The organism is Aequorivita iocasae, assembly GCF_016757735.1.
GTDB lineage: Bacteria > Bacteroidota > Bacteroidia > Flavobacteriales > Flavobacteriaceae > Aequorivita > Aequorivita iocasae.
Map to the genome: position 1 here is coordinate 272,720 of NZ_CP068439.1, position 18,250 is coordinate 290,969.

Sequence of the window (18,250 nt, forward strand, 5' to 3'; positions counted from 1 at the left end):
TGAAAAGCCGATAAATTTCAACACAGCCAAATGTTCCACAACTCTTTAGAATATGCAAAAAAACAAGATGCAGCTGATGCGCTTGCTTCTTTCAGAAATAAATTCCACATTCCAACAAATGCAAACGGCCAGAAAATAATCTATCTCTGTGGAAATTCCCTTGGATTACAGCCAAAAATTACTTCAGAATATATAAATGAAGAATTGAACGATTGGGCTAATCTGGGCGTGGAAGGGCACGTGGAAGGAAAACATCCATGGCTTCCATATCACGAATTTTTAACTGAAAATATGGCGAAAATCGTGGGAGCGAAACCTTCGGAAGTGGTTATGATGAATACGTTGACGACAAACCTTCACTTAATGATGGTTTCGTTTTACCAGCCTACAAAAACCAAATATAAAATTGTGGTTGAAAGCGATGCTTTCCCAAGTGATAAATATGCTGTTGAAAGTCAACTGAAATTTCACGGAATTGACCCGAAAGAAGGATTGATTCTTTGGAAACCCAGAAAAGGCAAGGAACTTTGCCGTTTTGAGGATTTGGAGGAAATTATGCAAACCCACGGAAGCGAAATCGCTTTGTTGATGATTGGCAGTACCAATTACTACACGGGTCAATCCTTTCCACTTAAAAAAATTACGGAATTGGGACATAAATACGGCTGCATGGTTGGTTTCGATTTGGCACACGGTGCGGGAAACATTCAACCAAACCTGCACGAAACGGGAGCAGATTTCGCCGTTTGGTGTACCTATAAATATTTAAACAGCGGTCCGGGAAGTCTCGGCGGTTGCTTTGTTCACGAACGCCACGCACATAATGAAAACCTCAACCGTTTTGCCGGTTGGTGGGGCCACAATAAAAAAACGCGTTTCAATATGCGCCATGAATTTGACGCATTGCCCGGAGCTGAGGGATGGCAATTAAGCAATCCTCCAATACTTTCAATGGCCGCCATTCGTGCTTCTTTGGATACATTTGCGGAAGCAGGCTTTGAAAACCTTCGGAAGAAATCTGAAAAACTTACTGGATTTTTAGAGTTTCTATTGGATGAAATGAAAAACGATTCAATCAACGTAATCACTCCAAGAAACCCCGAGGAACGCGGCTGCCAACTTTCAATTCAAGTGAAAAATGCCGATAAAAATTTGCACACAAAATTAACTGAAGCCGGAGTAATAAGCGATTGGCGTGAGCCGGATGTAATCCGCGTTGCTCCTGCCCCACTTTACAATAGTTTTGAAGATGTGTTCCGTTTTTCGGAAAAATTAAAAGAAGTTTTAAAAAGTTGACCTAGGACTTTTCGACGTAGGACGTAAGACAAAAACACAACACCACTTGTCTTATATCTTAAGTCCTATCGTCATAAGTCATATATAATTTAAGTATGAATAAGAATATTTTAATCATCGGCGCCGGTCTCTGTGGAAGTCTTCTCGCACTGCGGATGGCTCAGCGGGGTTTCGAGATAACTTTAGTTGAAAAACGTCCCGATTTACGAAAAGTAACCCAAGATGCCGGACGTTCCATAAATCTCGCATTGAGCGATCGAGGTTTACGAGGATTACGACTGGCGGGGGTTGAAGATGAAGCCAAAAAACTCTGTATCCCCATGAACGGGCGGATGATCCACGATACAAAAGGAAATACTTTTTTAAGTCCGTACAGCGGAAGAAAAGATGAATACATCAACTCAATTTCGCGTCCCGGATTGAATATGCTTTTATTGGATGAAGTAGAAAAAATGGCGAACGTAAAAATCATTTTTAATCATTCCTGCGAAAGTGTTGATTTAGAAAATGCTTCCGCAACTTTCAGAAATTACAATTCCAAAGAAGAAACAACAATTTCCGCAGATGCTATTTTTGGAACGGACGGCGCAGGTTCCGCAGTCAGAAAAAATATGTTCGAGAGCCATAAATTTCTTTTTAGTTTTTCGCAGCAATGGCTTAGTCACGGTTATAAAGAACTTGAAATTCCCGCTTCTGAAAATGGCGAATATAGAACGTATAAAAATGCATTGCACATTTGGCCCCGCGGCGAAGATATGTTGATTGCGCTGCCAAATCTTGACGGTAGTTTTACGGTTACATTGTTTCTTCCGTATGAAAACAGTGAGTATTGTTTTGCGAATTTAACTTCGCCGGAGATGGTGCACGAATATTTCAACAAAGAATTTCCCGATGTGGTGGAAATGATTCCGAACCTTGCCGAGGAGTTTTTTGGAAACCCAACAGGACCTTTGGGAACCGTAAAATGTTCACCTTGGAATGCCTTCGGAAAATTACTTTTAATGGGCGATGCCGCGCATGCAATCGTTCCCTTTTATGGACAGGGAATGAACGCTTCCTTTGAGGATGTAGTGGTTTTTGATGAAATTCTGGAGAAATATGCTTCCGAAGAAAAAATCAATTGGAACAATCTTTTTAAGGAATACGAAGCACTTCGAAAAAAAGATACAGACGCGATTGCAGATTTGGCGGTGGACAATTTTCACGAAATGAAAGAACACACCGCAATGGAAATTTTTCAAAAGAAAAGAAAACTGGAAACCGCTTTTGAGGCAGAATTTCCCGAGGAATATTACAGCAAATATTCTTTGGTTACCTTTAAGGAATCAATTACCTATTCCGAAGCAATGAAACGCGGACGGGCACAGGACAAAGCGATTTTAAATCTTTTGGACGATGGAAAAATAAAAGATGAAATGTCGTTAAAGGAAAAACTTGAATTGGTAAAAACTGAAACCGAAGCCATTCTTCACGATGATGAAGTGGCATTTGGATAAAATATAAATTATGAGCAACAAAAGCAGATTGGTTGAAGGAAAAGCAACGCCCCGTGGCGCATATCCACACGTAAAGCGCGTGGGCGATTTTATATTTATCAGCGGAACAAGTTCGCGATTGCCCGATAATACGTTTGCTGGCGTGCATAAAGTGGATGAAATGGGGACAATGCATTTCGACATAAAGGAGCAGACCCGCGCCGTACTTGAAAATATAAAAGATTATTTAGCCACTGAGGGCGCAACAATGGCCGATGTGGTGGACGTAACAAGCTTTTTGGTAAATATGAACGACTTTGCGGGCTATAATCAAGTGTACGCTGAATATTTCAATAAGGAAACTGGCCCAACCCGTACCACCGTTGCCGTACACCAATTGCCGCATCCGCATTTGGTTGTTGAGATTAAGGCGATGGCTTTTTCTCCAGTTAAGAGTTAAGAGTGCTGAGTTATGAGTGAAATGCAAAAAATCCTAAACTACATAAACGGCGAATACGTTGAACCGCTTTCCAAAAGATGGTTGGAGAACTACAATCCTTCCAATGGCGAAGTGTATTCACAAATTGCAAATTCAAATGCCGAGGATATTGAAGCTGCATACCAAGCCGCAAAGGAAGCCTTCCCAAAATGGAGCAATACAACCATTGACGAACGAAGCAGAATTCTTTTAAAAATTGCAGATTTAATTGATGAAAAATTAACTGAGTTGGCCGAAGCCGAAGCAAAGGATAACGGCAAACCCGTGAGTTTGGCTTTGGCAGTAGATATTCCAAGAGCTTCTGCAAACTTTCGTTTTTTCGGAAACGCAATCACCCAATTTGCCAGTGAAGCGCACGAAAGCGTGGGTTTATACACAATGAATTTCACCCTTCGCCAACCTTTGGGCGTTGTGGGTTGCATTTCACCGTGGAACCTTCCGCTGTATTTGTTTACTTGGAAAATCGCTCCCGCAATTGCTGTAGGTAATACGGTTGTCGCAAAACCCAGCGAGGTTACACCGCTGACCGCTTTTCTTTTAGGCGAAATCTGCACCGAAGCCGGTTTGCCGAAAGGCGTTTTGAATATCGTTCACGGTACGGGTCCATCCGCTGGACAAGCGATTGTGGAACATAAAAACATTAAAGCGATTTCCTTTACTGGAGGAACAAAAACAGGCGAAAACATTGCACGAACTGCGGCACCGATGTTTAAAAAGTTGTCATTGGAACTCGGCGGAAAAAACCCAAACCTAATTTTCGCTGACTGCGATTATGAAAAAATGCTGGAAGTAACTGTGCGTTCTTCCTTCGCAAACCAAGGTCAAATCTGCCTTTGCGGAAGTAGGATTTTTGTGGAAAAACCGATTTACGATCAATTCAAAAAGGATTTTGTTGAAAAGGTAAAGCAACTAAAAGTCGGGAATCCCTTTGATTCCGAAACCAATTTAGGGGCTTTGGTTTCAAAACCGCATTTGGAGAAAGTGGAATCCTATATAAGGCTTGCTGAAAAAGAGGGCGGAAAAATTCTTTTCGGCGGAAATAAAGTTACTGTGAAAAATTTCGAAAATGGCTATTATTTGGAACCCACGGTTATCGAGGTTTTTGACGATCAATGTCGCGTAAACCAAGAAGAAATCTTTGGTCCGGTAGTTACGATTATGTCTTTCGAAACCGAAGAAGAAGCTTTATGTATGGCAAATTCCGTGAAATATGGTTTATCTTCCACCCTTTGGACATCAGATTTAAACCGTACGATGCGCGTTTCAAAACAAATTGAAGCCGGAATCATTTGGGTAAATACGTGGCTGAACCGTGATTTACGAACGCCTTTCGGTGGAATGAAAGAAAGTGGTATGGGCCGAGAAGGAGGTTTTGAAGCACTTCGGTTTTTTACGGAGGCGAAGAATGTTTGTATTAAATATGAATAAGTATGTCAGGCTGAGCGCAGTCGAAGCCCGATTGAAATTATAAATTAAAAACCCTTCATCTGCGCTCGGGGTGACAAAATAGATATTATGAATTTAGATTTAACAGATAAAAACGCAATGGTCTGCGGAAGTACCGCCGGCATCGGAAAAGCAACCGCTATTCAATTGGCAAAATTGGGTGCGACCGTAACATTGGTAGCTCGTGATGAAGAAAAATTGAAGGAAACTTTAATCGAACTTTCGTACGAGAAAGGCCAAAAGCACAACTATTTTGTGTCAGATTTCACCAAACCCGATGAAGTAAAAAAGAAAGCAGAATTGGCCGCTTCAAACAAAACATTTCACATTTTGGTAAATAATACGGGCGGTCCAAAAGGCGGCCCCATTTTTTCTGCAGAAACAGACGAGTTCGAAAAAGCATTTTCTATGCACGTGGTCTGCAACCAGATTTTGGTGCAGGCACTCGTTCCGGGGATGAAAGAAGCAGATTACGGTAGAATTATAAATATAATTTCCACCTCAGTAAAACAACCCATTGACGGACTCGGCGTAAGCAACACCATTCGTGGCGCGGTTGCCAATTGGAGCAAAACGCTCGCGAATGAATTGGGACAATTCGGAATAACGGTAAACAACGTTTTACCTGGTTTTACCGCTACTGATAGGCTTGAAGACATTGTAGGAAACGCTGCAAAGAGAATGAACAAAACGGAAAAGGAAGCGAGCGATTTTATGAAAAGCCTCGTGCCCGCGCGTCGTTTTGCCCAGCCAGGCGAGATTGCCAATGCAGTCGCGTTTCTTGCTAGCGAAGCTGCCAGCTACATCAATGGAATAAATCTTCCCGTGGATGGCGGACGCACCAAAAGTTTGTAACTTTAGAATTCTTTAAATTTTCCTATGAAACGAAAACTTCGCATTAACGGCCACTCACATCTGCTTCCCTATCCCGAGGAAATTCCAAAGTTTATGAAGGATAAAGGAATTTTTTGGGTAGATAAAGACCGTAAATTTATGCTTCAAAAAGATTGGAGCAGGCCTGTTACCGATTCCAGTTTCTTTTTGAATGAAAAGCTGGAATGGATGGAGCGTTTCAAAATAGATCACGCCGTGGTTTTAAACCTTTCCCAGCTCTATGGAAACGGACTCCGCGTGGAAGAAATGAAGCAAGCGCTTCGTTTTCAGAATGACTTTAACGCAAAAATACAGCACGAGCATCCTTCAAAATTTACATGTGGATTTGTGGTACACCCCGGATTTGTACGCGGCGCACTTTGGGAAATGGAACGCTGTGTGGAAGAGCTGGGAATGCAGCTTCTTTGTTTGCCTACACATTATATGGACACCATAGGTACATGGCGCTGCATTTTTGATGAAGAAAACGAGCCCATTTTTGAACTGGCTTCAAAGTATAATCTCGCTGTTGAAATTCATCCGTATGATGGAGAAAAATTCATAAAACTTGAAAACACCGCATGGCGCTTCCACCTTATTTGGATGCTGGCACAATGTGCCGATGCCTATCATTTTTTAACATTGAATGGATACGCCGATAAATTTCCCGGAATGCGCACTTGCTTTGCTCACGGCGGCCAATTGGCACAGATAAACCTGGGAAGAAGAATCCAAGGTTTTGATGGCCGTCCCGATCTTTTTAAAGGAAAAGTGCACCCCCGAAAATCTGTTGGCCATAAAAATATTTTCTTCGATACATTGGTCCACGATACCGGTTCATTGGAACTGGTGGTGAAAAACCAGGGCGCAAAACAAGTTTTAGTTGGCTTGGATGACCCGTATCCGCTGGGGGAAATGGAAAGTGCACCACAGTCCTCCTATCCCGGAAAAATTTTGGATTTGGCTTTGGAACGCAAAATTATAACCCAAGAAGAGGCGGATGCCATGTGGGAAGACAACGTAATCCGCTGGCTTTGCGGCGATGATGAAGCTGCAAAACAAAAATTGGTAAACAGAATTCTTGGCGAAAATGACCGAAGTAGCTAAATTCTATATTCTTTCACATATATGTATTTCCTTTTTGGGCGGGGTTTTGCTGTTGGCACTTTGGTACAATATCCGCAACAGATTCAGCCAACTTTTGGAAGAGGACGATTCGCAAAAGAGGGTAGATAAAGCCCTTCTTTACTTAAGTTTTGCAATGTTCATTTGGGTGCTTTCGGGCTGCTGGATTTATGGCGGAACCGTTTTCAACTACACACAAACCCAGGGTTACAATATTGCCGTAAACCTATTCTCCATCGTAAACAATATGTTTTTGTTGCTTGCGCTATTCTACTTTTATTATGCACCGGGTTTTATTTACCACAATAAAAAGAACGTAAAAAAAATTATTGCCGTAATTATTTTTACCTCAATAATTACCTTTTTACTTCCCTATTTGTTGGGCGATGGAAATGTTGACAGAAATATCAGAATCAGCGCAATTCCCGATTTATTGCTTTCCGGCTTTCTCTCTTATTTATTGGCGATTTCTTTTTACAGAACCTTTGCTTATCGAGGTTTGAAAGTGATTGGCGTCATTTCAATTTTGGTGATCGTTTTGATTTTTGTATCCCAGATTTCTGAAGTTTTCTTAACCTTCGGAAATGATTTCAGCAATAATTTCATCAAAATAATTGCGAAAACTTCTTTGATTTCTATCTTTTTGGTGTTGGCGACAACTTGGGTAATTCGGCTTGCAAGCACCCCAAAACCGAATGAAATTACCATTCACTTTTTGGATTGGAGTTTGGTAAAATTGAATATTCCGACGAAAAATATTTACGACCAAACCATCGATTTTGGTTCAAAAACCACACAATATAAAAATCTGCTGAAATTTGCCATCCGTAGAAAATATGCCGAAGGCGATTCGCAGACAATTCCGGTAAACCTCGGCGGCGAAATAAAAAACCAAACGTACCTTACCCGAATTATCGAAAACATCAACGATATTCTTCAACTCGATGATTCGCAAAAACTCGATCGTCGCGATCTTTTTACCTTTATTGGCGAAAGCAAATACCGGTTGCGAATTGTTCCCCATAACATTTCCATCGACAAAAGATTGCTGGAAGAATTCTCGGAAACTATTGAAAACAAAGAATACAAAGCGTTTTTGTAATTCATTGTAACCTTATTTACAATTAATCACATTCAACTATTTTTTAGTATTTTTTAGAACAGCACAAATTTTCGCTAGCAGTCTGTTTTACATTGCTTAAAATTAAAATTTCAATTATGGGCAATGTAATTTCCGAAGGGGATCAACCTCAACTTTTCGGCCATCCAAAAGGTCTTCTTTATCTATTTTTCGCTGAACTGTGGGAACGTTTTTCCTTTTATGGAATGCGCGCCTTGCTCGTTCTCTACATGACCAAACATCTTTTGTATGATGACGATATGGCTTTTGGCGTTTACGCCGCTTATATGTCTTTGGTTTATGTAACGCCCATGATTGGTGGAATTTTAGCCGATAAAATTCTCGGCTATCGAAAAGCAATCATTCTCGGTGGAATATTAATGGTGTTTGGCCACTTTTTTCTTTCAATTGAAATGCCGATATTCTTCTATGGTTCATTGGGATTGATAATTGTTGGGAATGGTTTTTTCAAACCAAACATTTCCTCATTCGTAGGTGAACTTTATGCGCAAGGCGATTCCCGTCGTGACTCAGGTTTTACCATTTTCTATCTCGGAATCAATTTGGGCGCTGCAATAGCACCATTGCTCTGCGCTTGGTTCGCCGTTACTTATGGCTGGCATTACGGTTTCGTCTTAGCAGGAATTGGAATGGTTACGGGGCTTCTGGTTTTTAGAAGTGGTTTAAAAAATAATGTATTCGGAAATAAGGGGCACGTTCCGAATCAGCAGATTTACGATGACAAAAAGTTCGGTATAAATAGCGGAAAACTGATTGTTTTGGCAGCGATTGCCTCGGTTGGCGTTTTTGCGACTTTGGTTCGCTTTAATGAATTTGAAGGCTATTTGGTATGGATTGTTTCCGCTTTTTTGATTTTTTACATTGGGTTTATTCTTACAAAAGTTACATCAAAAGAAAGAAAAAGACTGCTCGTAGCGGTTTACTTTACCATACTTTACACACTGTTTTCGGCAATTTTTGAACAAGCTGGAAGCTCATTAACACTTTTTGCAGACAGAAACGTGAATTTGGTTGGAATGGACGCAGCAGGGACCAATAGTATAAATGCAGGATTTATCATTCTTTTAGCAATTCCGTTTTCCCTGCTTTGGACTTTTTTAAGTCGAAAAAAAATAAATCCGAATTCTACCGTAAAATTTGGTCTCGGTCTTCTATTTCTTGGGCTTGGCTTTATTGTTTTTGCACTTTCGGCACACAGCGTTGATGATTTTGCAAAGACCTCGATGAGTTATTTGGTGATTGGCTACATGGTTTTGACGATTGGGGAATTATTTCTTTCGCCCATCGGGCTTTCAAAAATGACGGAGCTTTCCCCTTTAAAATATGTTGCTTTCATTATGGGCGTTTGGTTTTCGGCAAATTTTTACGGTCATTTTTTCGCGGGAAAAATTGCAAAATTGACTACGGTTTCAGACGGAAATACAAATGTTTTTTCGGAAGGGTTCTTCGGAAAAATTACGGAATATATCACCGGATTATCACCACAAATTGCCTCGGGACAAAGTGATGCCTTTCAACAATTGTTCTCGTACGTTTCGGTATATGCGAGTTTTGGGGTAATTAGCGTGATTGTGGGTATATTTGCAATACTCATTTCGCCAATCATTAAAAAGATGATGGCCGGTATTCACTAAAAATTTTTAAAATGGATTTTCTTCCCGAAAAAATAAACGATTACGTTGAAAAGTACTCGCAAGCCGAACCAAAATTGCTTGCAAAACTAAATCGCGAAACCTGGCAAAAACAGATGCAGCCACGTATGCTGAGCGGGCATTTGCAGGGGCGGGTTTTAAGTATGTTTTCCAAATTGATTCAGCCAAAAAATATTCTTGAAATAGGGACTTACACGGGTTATTCTGCTTTGTGTCTAGCCGAGGGAATGCGGGAAAACGGTGAGCTTCATACCATTGACATCAATGAAGAATTGTTCGATTTTCAACGGAAGTATTTTGACGAATCGCCTTTCGGGAAACAGATTTTCCAACATTTGGGCAATGCTTTGGAAATAATTCCGAAGCTTGAGAAAACTTTCGATTTAGTTTTTATTGATGCAGATAAAAACAATTATCCAAATTATCTGAAAATAATTCTTCCGAAGTTGAATAAAGGCTCAGTTATTTTAAGCGACAACGTACTTTGGAGCGGAAAGGTTGTTGAAACGTTGAAAGAAGGCGATGAAGACACAAAAGCGCTTATTCAGTATAATAAATTATTGAATGAGCATCCAAAACTTGAAACGGTACTTTTGCCAATTCGCGACGGACTTACCATTTCACGGGTTGTGGATTAGCTTTTTGTGTGCCAAAACTTTTTTGCACAGAAAGTAAAAGAAAAAGGCAAATAGGGTTCCAACCAATGCCCCCACAAAAATATCACTTGGGTAATGCACGCCCACATAAATCCGGCTCATTACGAAAACAAGCGGCCAAATATACGCAAGGTATATCCACTTTGTGAATTTCCGCAGAACCAAAACCATAAAAGTGGTTATCGCAAAACTGGAGGAAGCATGACCCGAAAAGAAACTATAATTGGTTGGCTTTTGCAAAATACGGATTAATTCTCCAAAAGCTTCTACATTATTGGGCCGCAAACGTGCCACATAATCTTTTACAAAACCCGTGAAAAATATAGTTATTCCGAAGGTCAACAAAACAAAAAAAGCAACTGTTGCGCCTTTTTTCAATTTATAGTAATAAAATATGAGTAAAAAAAAGAAGATAAATAATGGCGTCCAACTTTCAATTTGTGTAACATACACCCAAAAGCTATCAAAGCGTTCGAAACCTAAACTATTTAGATAAATAAACAGTTCCCGATCCCATTGCTTAAGGGTTTCCAGCATTTAAAACTTTCTTTTTATTGGGCCTGTAATTTCATCGACCTCATCTTTCACTTGGTCTATCTCCTTCCGGACATCTTTGGTAATATCTATATCAATGTCCTGTTTTTCAGCACTTTTGGTGATTTCAGATTTAATATCGTTGGTAGCGTCCTTTACCTGTCGCATCGCTTTGCCCATTCCGCGAGCAATCTCTGGTATTTTGTCAGCACCAAAGACCAAAAGCACGATGAAAAGGATAAAACCTATTTCGGCACCGCTGATAAAAAGAAAAATTGCCTGTGAAATCATGGTGCAAATATACTAATGAGTTATGAGTTATAACAGATGAGTTATGAGTTTTTATAAAAATCGTTTAATACAAAAAACCCTTCTACAAAAGATTTTGAAGAAGGGTTTTCGGCAAACTTTTATCAATTAATCGGGACTTGTTTGGCTTTTGAACTTATCAAAAGCACTTAATTTTTTACGCTTGGGCCAAGTGTTGTTAGTTGTGTCAATGTCAGCAGTTTCCTCATCAGGATCTATCTCAATTTTGGTGATTTCTTTTTCAGATCCAAAAAACTTACCTACAGAATCATCATTTTTTCGCCAAATCTCTGCTGGATAGGTAATTTTTTCCGAAGTTCCATCGCTGTAGGTTAATTCTACAATAATGGGCATTGGAATCCCTCCTGGTTTTTCAAAAATTATCTCGTAGAAATATCTTGGATTTTTTAAATTGGCGCGCTCTTCCACTGGAATATTGTCTGCTATATATTCTTTCAAGGTTTTCACATCTTCAATTTTCACATCGCGCATGCTCTCTTCAAAATCTTCACTATCCTCTTTTACAAAATATACCAAGGGCGGCAGATTGCTCTCTTTTATACCGTTGGCATCCATCATTTGTCTGGCTTCTTTATTTATTTTAGAAGTAACGAAGAATTTTTTAACCTCTTTCACCCCAATATCCACATAATCTGTAGTGTAAAACCACTCTCTCCAGTACCAATCCAAATCTATTGCCGAAGCATCTTCCATTGTTCTGAAAAAATCTTCGGGAGTTGGGTGTTTGAACATCCAGCGGTTTGCATAGGTTTTAAAGGCAAAGTCAAACAATTCCCGCCCCATGATTGTTTCGCGAAGAATGTTAAGGGCCGTTGCAGGTTTTGCATATGCGTTTGCTCCAAAATTATAGGTATTCAATCCTTTGGTCATAATGGGCGCCAACTGGCTTTGGTCGCCAGCCATATAGTCCACAATTTTGTTTGCAGGGCCACGACGTGAAGGATATTTTTTATTAGGTGCTATAGCTTCAGGATATTCCTCTCCAAAATCCTGTTCGGCCACATATTGGGTAAAGGTATTTAACCCCTCGTCCATCCAGGTCCATTGGCGCTCATCACTATTCACGATCATCGGAAAATAATTATGTCCTACCTCATGAATTATCACGCTTATCATTCCATATTTTGTACGGTCGCTAATGGTTCCATCTTTGTCTGGTCTTCCATAATTCCAGCAAATCATGGGGTATTCCATTCCTTGGTTTTTAGCACTTACCGAAATGGCTTTGGAGTACGGATAATCAAAAGTCATACGTGAATAGGTTTTTAATGTACTTGTCACAGCGCGTGTTGACCAATCTTCCCAAAGCGGGTTAGATTCTGGTGGGTACAAAGAAACTGCCATTACAGAACCACTGCCCATTTTAACGGCCATCATATCCCAAATGTATTTTCGGGAAGTTGCAAAGGCATAGTCGCGTACATTTTCTGCTTTAAATTTCCAGGTTCTTTTGGCTGTTGAAAAATTCTTGGAAGCAGCTTCGGCCTCGGCTTGGGTTACAATAACAACAGGCTTGTCAAAAGATTTTTGAGCAGCTTCGTAACGATCCATCATCGTTTTGGTGAAAATTTCCTTTCTGTTTTGAAGCTCTCCTGTGGCATCCATAATATGGTCTGCCGGAACGGTAATATTTACTTCAAAATTACCGAAAGGAAGTGCAAATTCATCTCTTCCCCAGAATTGGCTATTTTGCCAACCTTCCACATCATTGTAAACGGCCATTCGTGGATAGAACTGTGCTATTACATACCCACGATTGCCATCCTCAAAAGTTTCATACCCACTGCGGGCGCGGTCTACTACGTGATCATTGATGTTGTACCACCATTTGATAGAAAATACAAATTTTTCGCCTGGGCTTAATTTCTTCGGCATATCAATTCGCATCATCGTTTGGTTGATAATATACTTTAATGGGGCTCCTTTGGCATCTTTCACCTCCAAAATGTTGAAGCCTCCATCAAAAGGAGTTCCCATATAATTATTTACAAAATTTCCGGCCATATCTCCGGGCAATGCATTAGAAGGTTCAATCAAAGGCGATTTGGAATCTTTTGCCCTTTTATTCTGATCTAATTGCACCCAAAGATATTCCAAAACATCCGGTGAATTGTTTGTATATGTTATAGTCTCAAAACCGGAAAGCTTTTTGTTTTTGTCATCCAGCTCTATGTCCATTACATAATCCGCTTGCTGTTGGTAATATTTGGGCCCTGGCGCTCCACTTGCGGTGCGGAACATGTTTGGTGTAGCAAACTCTTCATAAAGTTGTTTAAAACGATTGGTATTGTAATGGCCAGGCTCACGCTTTTGGGATTCTGTCTCATCTTGCGCAGAAACAGTACCTGCAAAGAGAAAAAGAGCCATACATAAAAGGGAATTAAATAATCGCATACTAATTGGGAAGTTTAAAGTGATTTTATTTTGATAATGTTTTAGTTAAATTTCAGCGTGCCGTTGGGTTCATCCTTATCCAGCATCAAACTTTTACGGGTAGTAGGTGTTTTTAGGTGAATGATATTTTGTTGCTCTGGAAACATTTCAAAGAGTGTTTTATTTTCTATTTCAATAGCATTCAGCGTGGGAAGGTTTGTAACTTCTATATAGGCAACGAGCATATCTGTATCATACTCTTTTCCTATGTAATCAAGTTTTACGGACTTTCCGTTCACCTGTATTTTCAGTTTTGAAAGAATATATCGTTTTACATCTTCATCAGTGGTTTTGGTCTCCTTTTTGGTGCCTAATGAAAGAGAAGAATCGTAGCGCTGCTGCAGTGCATCCTCAATATCATCAATAAATATTTTAGTTATTATTTGAAGTGATTGTTTTTCCTTTACATATTCAATTTTCGTAATGCTCACATAAAATTTGTGCGCCGTAGTGGCTGAAAATAGCGGAAAGATGAGCAAAAAAAGGAGAATTCTAAAATATTTCATATAAAAAATAGGCAAACTAATGGAACATTAGACGGTTTCCAAAAGGCTATGTTACAAAAAATTATTCTTTATTTTCTTCAGAAAGACGATTTTTGTAAATCTTTGCTTTTTCATCCAAAATTAACAGCACACTGCCGTAGTGTTCTTTTTTAAAATCACTTTCAATGGGGGACGTTTCAGCACAGAAAAGTAGAAAATCATATACTCTATTTTCAGGAATTTCATAGGTGGTTTTGAAAAATGGAATTGTATAATAATTTATCATTTTTGCCACGGCATTGTTTTCATATTCCCACTTTCTTCGAATTTTCAAATTTTTATAATACCCCGAAATATGCTTGTACAGAGCCTCAAGGTTTACACTAAGCGGCGTTACCGCAAAGTACATGGGCACAATTTTTTCTTCGGGCTCGCCCTTAAAGCCCGGGATCCCCACATCGTCAAAATTTATAGGTTTTTCTGTCTTTATTTTTTTGAGGTCTGCAGCAATATTTCCCGTGAGATTGGGTTCCAAAAAAACTTCATCCAGTTCGTTCACAAGTTCGGTAAGTTGCACTGTTATTACACCTTTTTCAAAAATAGCTTCCGTAACGGTCACTTTCTCTGGCATATATTTTATAGAAGAAAAAATTAGGGTATCCCTCGGTTTCACTTTTATGGTAAAATGCCCATTTTCATCGGTAATGGTGTTAAACCGTGAAGAAATGTTCAAAACGTGAACTCCATCAATGTCAATGTCGTTGGTGATTTTTCCCTGCAGCGATTTTTCCTGTGCGGCTAGTTGAAATAGCCCTAACATGGAAAGAAGCAAAATATAAAAATTCCTTTTACTCACCCCGTTCTTTATATTCCTTGCTTTTTATAAAAAGAAACTCTATTAACTGCATTTCGTTTTCAGGGTTCAATAAATCTTTTTCCCGTTTGATTTCTTGTGCATAAAAAAGAGAATCAACTGCTCTGTATTCCGAAACATCAAAATTTGCCGCAATAAAATCAGTACTGAAACGCTGTTGAATATTTTTGATTATCGTGCTTTGGGTCTCTTGCGGCCCTAATAATAATAGAAGTAGTCTTTTTGTCATTCACTAAAAATACGGATTTGTTTTGTTAGGGAAAAGGTAAAGTTTTGGATGGTGGGTGTTAAAGTTAGGTATAGCTTATTGTAACTATTTTGGTTAATAATGTTGGAATTTATCCTACTTCTCTTAGCTTTTCAGCTATACCTGTATGTCATTTAGATACACGTGTAAGCCATTTAGATACACGCGTAAGTATTTTAGTTACAGCGGTAAGTAATACATTTACATATTTAAGTTTTTAAGTTAAGGCTGTCCTTAAAAAATTATCCTTTCTTCTTTTTTAAATTATGAATATAGGTATTCAAGAATCCATCGCATTTTAAACCCTCAAAGCCCAAAATTTCTTCCATACTATTACTAAATTTACAGTTCCGAAAAAACCAAAAATGAAAAACCTACTCATAGCAAGTACCAGCACTGTTTACGGCGGCGAATATTTAGACTATTTAACCGAAGAAATAGCCGAGCTTTTTAAGGACTCCGAAGAAGTAATCTTTATTCCCTACGCACGTCCCGGAGGAATCAGCCACGACGAATACACAGAAAAAGCCGCAAAAACATTTCAGAAAATTGGCAAAAAACTAATTGGGCTGCACACTTTTGAAAACCCAGTGGAAGCATTAAAAAACGCAAAAGGTGCCTTTACCGGCGGCGGAAACACCTTTGTTTTGGTAAGCGCGCTCTACCGTTTGGAAATTATGCAACCGCTTCGCGAAGCTATTTTTAATGGGTTACCATATTTAGGCACCAGCGCTGGCAGTAATATTTGCGGGGTTTCTATGCAGACTACTAATGATATGCCCATAGTATATCCGCCTTCTTTTAAAACTTTGGGCGTGATTCCCTTCAACCTCAACCCACATTATTTAGATCTCGACCCAAACAGCAAACACATGGGCGAAACCCGAGAAACCCGTATTGCGGAATTCCATACGCAAAACACAATTCCGGTTATAGGACTGCGCGAAGGAAGTTGGCTTCGAGTAAACGGCGATGAAATTATTTTGAAAGGCAAACTGAAAGCCCGCGTTTTTGAGCAAAACAAAGAACCGTACGAGGTTGAAACTGGAACTGAGTTTTCAAATTTTCAATAATGAGTTCTCGGCTGCACTCAAACTGTCACGCTTTATAATTCCTTCACAAAATGATACCCTTTTGCCACAAAACCTTGGTTGTAAAAAAATTTATGCGAAGGAAAATTGTGCACATAGCTATTTAGCTCTACCCAATTGCAGGATTTTTTGGCGGCGTAATCGCTTACAAAATCAACTAGCATTTTGCCAATTCCGTGACGTCGGTAGGTATGGTCAATAATCACGTGGTCCATTTCCAGACTTCTGCCTGCGTAATGCCGCGTTTGAAACCACAGTCCGCAAATGCCAATTAATTTTTCTTCGTCAAAAATGCCAAGGCATTCGTAATTCTGCTGAACCATTTCCTTTAATCGCTCTTTAATGACAGCTTCTGGCACAGCATTATTCCCCAATATTTGTAAATAAGGAACGATGCTAAAAATTTCTGAAGGAGGAATGACTTTAATAGATATTTCAATTTCCGAAGCCATTATTCAACTACAATCATTTTAAGGGTTTTAGTGTTTCCATTCACTGTCAGTTTGCAAAAATAGCTTCCGTTGGCAAGGTTCATTTCGCTTAAATCCATAGGAATTATATACTTGCCGTAACCTTTAGTTTCATTGTTCATTACAGTATAGACCTTTCTTCCTTGTCCATCAAAAAGATCAATACTAACAGTGGCTTCTTCGTGAAGCTTAAACGAAACATAGCTTATCTCGCTGGCAGGATTTGGGTATTGAACAATATTGTTTACTTGCTGTTCTGCTCCATTTCCAGCAAAAAGAATGGGAGATGGGGTAATGTCTGTCCAAATGCTTAATTGAGAGGTATCAAGCCTTGTCCAAATGGGTCGAACGATATTGTTGTGCGCAACTATGTTTGTGTAATCACCAAAGAAAATTCCAGAATTAGGCGTGAAGGGCGATTCACTTATCCGTTTGTTTACAATAGTATTTCCGCCATCATCTGAATAAGCAATATAAACATCCGTTTGGTTGTCGTTATATTCCCTTCTGTCGTAAAACACAAAAAACAAATTGCCGTTGGTTTGGTCTATGTCCATCCAAGTAAAAAATTGATGTTTCCCGACAGGATCGTCATTTACTCGTGTAGGTGCGCTCCATGTATCACCGCCGTCAATAGACTTGCTCATAAAAACATCAGTATCGTTTGCGCCGTTTCGTTGGTCGCTCCAGTTCACATAGATTGTTCCATGGTTCGGACCCCCACTTAAATCGCATTTAGTTATTGGCAAACCATTTGCACGACTAATGCCCGGAATGGAATAATCCCAGCCTGTTGGCATCGGGTCTATTGCAATTTCTTCATTAAGCCAAGTTTCGCCCTGATCTAATGATTTATTGAAAACAAGGCCGTTCGGGCCCGCCCAGGCCACATAAATTTCGCCATTGGGGCCAACTGCAGGGACTGCGCCCTCAACCGTATCGTCTTCATCAATACAATTTCCATCAACAATGTTAATCTTTTTTGCTTCGGACCATGTTTGTCCGCGATCTGTAGATTTTGAAAAAAGAATGACAGACTTATCATTTGGGTTGCTACTTCCATAATCATCAAACTGAGTCCAGGTTACATAAATGTTATTATTGGTTCTGTCCACAATGCTCCACTGCTTATCCTGCGCCTTTGTACCATTCAAACCCATAAATGTACCATTGCTCCAATTGTTGCCGCTATCTGTAGATTTTTGACAGACTATACGGTCAATCCAGTTACCGCTTGGAGGGTTTGAAAGGTGGAAATAATAGAAATTTCCATCCGTATCCACATCAAAAGTGGGGTCACCCCACACACCGTAGCTCGACGTCATTTGCTGCTCACTCCAGGTAAGACCTCCATCGCTGCTGTTATAAACATTGTTTAAGTTAGCGCCCGCCACAAGAATATCCGTGTTCAGCGGGTTCATCATAATGGAAGGTTCGTTTGGAGAGTTGTTATCAGTTATCATTATATTTTGGGCCGCTACAGAAGCAACCATAAAACCTGAGAGCAATAAAGTAGAAGATAGTTTTTTGGGAGTCATACTATTTCAAATTTTGATACGTGGAGTAAATGTATAAAATACATTCGTTTTCTTCGGAAGAAATACTTCTTCAATTGTGAAAATT

General features: G+C 39.6%; 18 protein-coding genes. 10 read left to right on the forward strand and 8 right to left on the reverse strand.

Annotated features, from left to right (window positions below; genetic code table 11):
• Positions 1 to 30 precede the first annotated feature (30 nt).
• The 9 genes from kynU (at position 31) to JK629_RS01385 (ending at position 10,145) form a co-directional block, all read left to right on the forward strand.
• Positions 31 to 1,296, forward strand: coding sequence for a kynureninase (kynU, locus tag JK629_RS01345; protein WP_202336851.1), 1,266 nt, complete (start codon positions 31 to 33; stop codon positions 1,294 to 1,296).
• Positions 1,297 to 1,391: 95 nt separating this feature from the next.
• Entirely contained in the window at positions 1,392 to 2,792 is a 1,401-nt protein-coding gene (locus tag JK629_RS01350) for an FAD-dependent oxidoreductase (protein WP_202336852.1), read from the forward strand.
• 10 nt (positions 2,793 to 2,802) lie between these two features.
• Complete coding sequence (locus JK629_RS01355; protein ID WP_202336853.1) at positions 2,803 to 3,231, forward strand: RidA family protein; 429 nt, start codon at positions 2,803 to 2,805, stop codon at positions 3,229 to 3,231.
• A gap of 21 nt (positions 3,232 to 3,252) precedes the next feature.
• On the forward strand, positions 3,253 to 4,698 hold the full coding sequence (locus JK629_RS01360; protein ID WP_202336854.1) for an aldehyde dehydrogenase: 1,446 nt from the start codon (positions 3,253 to 3,255) through the stop codon (positions 4,696 to 4,698).
• A gap of 87 nt (positions 4,699 to 4,785) precedes the next feature.
• Complete coding sequence (locus JK629_RS01365; protein ID WP_202336855.1) at positions 4,786 to 5,571, forward strand: SDR family oxidoreductase; 786 nt, start codon at positions 4,786 to 4,788, stop codon at positions 5,569 to 5,571.
• Positions 5,572 to 5,595: 24 nt separating this feature from the next.
• The gene (locus JK629_RS01370) at positions 5,596 to 6,696 is read left to right on the forward strand and encodes an amidohydrolase family protein (protein WP_202336856.1); all 1,101 of its coding nucleotides are present in this window, start codon (positions 5,596 to 5,598) and stop codon (positions 6,694 to 6,696) included.
• On the forward strand, positions 6,680 to 7,816 hold the full coding sequence (locus tag JK629_RS01375; RefSeq protein WP_202336857.1) for a hypothetical protein: 1,137 nt from the start codon (positions 6,680 to 6,682) through the stop codon (positions 7,814 to 7,816). The genes JK629_RS01370 and JK629_RS01375 overlap by 17 nt, the downstream gene beginning before the upstream one ends.
• Before the next feature lie 116 nt (positions 7,817 to 7,932).
• Positions 7,933 to 9,489 (forward strand): peptide MFS transporter, encoded by a 1,557-nt coding sequence (locus JK629_RS01380; RefSeq protein WP_202336858.1) that lies wholly within the window; start codon positions 7,933 to 7,935, stop codon positions 9,487 to 9,489.
• 11 nt (positions 9,490 to 9,500) lie between these two features.
• The gene (locus tag JK629_RS01385) at positions 9,501 to 10,145 is read left to right on the forward strand and encodes an O-methyltransferase (protein WP_202336859.1); all 645 of its coding nucleotides are present in this window, start codon (positions 9,501 to 9,503) and stop codon (positions 10,143 to 10,145) included.
• On the opposite strand, the gene JK629_RS01390 is transcribed toward JK629_RS01385, so the two are convergent.
• The 6 genes from JK629_RS01390 to JK629_RS01415 form a co-directional block, all read right to left on the reverse strand.
• The gene (locus JK629_RS01390) at positions 10,128 to 10,700 is read right to left on the reverse strand and encodes a phosphatase PAP2 family protein (protein ID WP_202336860.1); all 573 of its coding nucleotides are present in this window, start codon (positions 10,698 to 10,700) and stop codon (positions 10,128 to 10,130) included. The two genes, JK629_RS01385 and JK629_RS01390, sit on opposite strands and share 18 nt — an antisense overlap.
• Positions 10,701 to 10,988, reverse strand: coding sequence for a Sec-independent protein translocase subunit TatA/TatB (locus JK629_RS01395; RefSeq protein ID WP_202336861.1), 288 nt, complete (start codon positions 10,986 to 10,988; stop codon positions 10,701 to 10,703). It abuts the gene before it with no gap.
• 126 nt (positions 10,989 to 11,114) lie between these two features.
• Positions 11,115 to 13,421, reverse strand: a complete 2,307-nt coding sequence (locus JK629_RS01400) for a M1 family metallopeptidase (protein WP_202336862.1) — start codon at positions 13,419 to 13,421, stop codon at positions 11,115 to 11,117.
• A gap of 41 nt (positions 13,422 to 13,462) precedes the next feature.
• On the reverse strand, positions 13,463 to 13,966 hold the full coding sequence (locus JK629_RS01405) for a DUF6702 family protein (RefSeq protein ID WP_202336863.1): 504 nt from the start codon (positions 13,964 to 13,966) through the stop codon (positions 13,463 to 13,465).
• Between the two features lie 61 nt (positions 13,967 to 14,027).
• Positions 14,028 to 14,765, reverse strand: coding sequence for a carboxypeptidase-like regulatory domain-containing protein (locus tag JK629_RS01410; protein ID WP_202336864.1), 738 nt, complete (start codon positions 14,763 to 14,765; stop codon positions 14,028 to 14,030).
• 28 nt (positions 14,766 to 14,793) lie between these two features.
• Positions 14,794 to 15,048, reverse strand: a complete 255-nt coding sequence (locus JK629_RS01415) for a hypothetical protein (RefSeq protein ID WP_202336865.1) — start codon at positions 15,046 to 15,048, stop codon at positions 14,794 to 14,796.
• A gap of 383 nt (positions 15,049 to 15,431) precedes the next feature.
• Between JK629_RS01415 and pepE the strand changes: the two genes are divergently transcribed.
• Complete coding sequence (gene pepE / locus JK629_RS01420; RefSeq protein ID WP_202336866.1) at positions 15,432 to 16,139, forward strand: dipeptidase PepE; 708 nt, start codon at positions 15,432 to 15,434, stop codon at positions 16,137 to 16,139.
• Positions 16,140 to 16,171: 32 nt separating this feature from the next.
• Here the strand turns inward: pepE and JK629_RS01425 are convergent, their stop codons facing one another.
• Positions 16,172 to 16,609 carry a GNAT family N-acetyltransferase gene (locus JK629_RS01425; RefSeq protein ID WP_202336867.1) on the reverse strand — a complete coding sequence of 146 codons (438 nt, stop codon included), beginning with the start codon at positions 16,607 to 16,609 and terminating at the stop codon, positions 16,172 to 16,174.
• The gene (locus JK629_RS01430; RefSeq protein ID WP_202336868.1) at positions 16,609 to 18,165 is read right to left on the reverse strand and encodes a T9SS type A sorting domain-containing protein; all 1,557 of its coding nucleotides are present in this window, start codon (positions 18,163 to 18,165) and stop codon (positions 16,609 to 16,611) included. The genes JK629_RS01425 and JK629_RS01430 overlap by 1 nt, the downstream gene beginning before the upstream one ends.
• Positions 18,166 to 18,250: the final 85 nt, after the last annotated feature.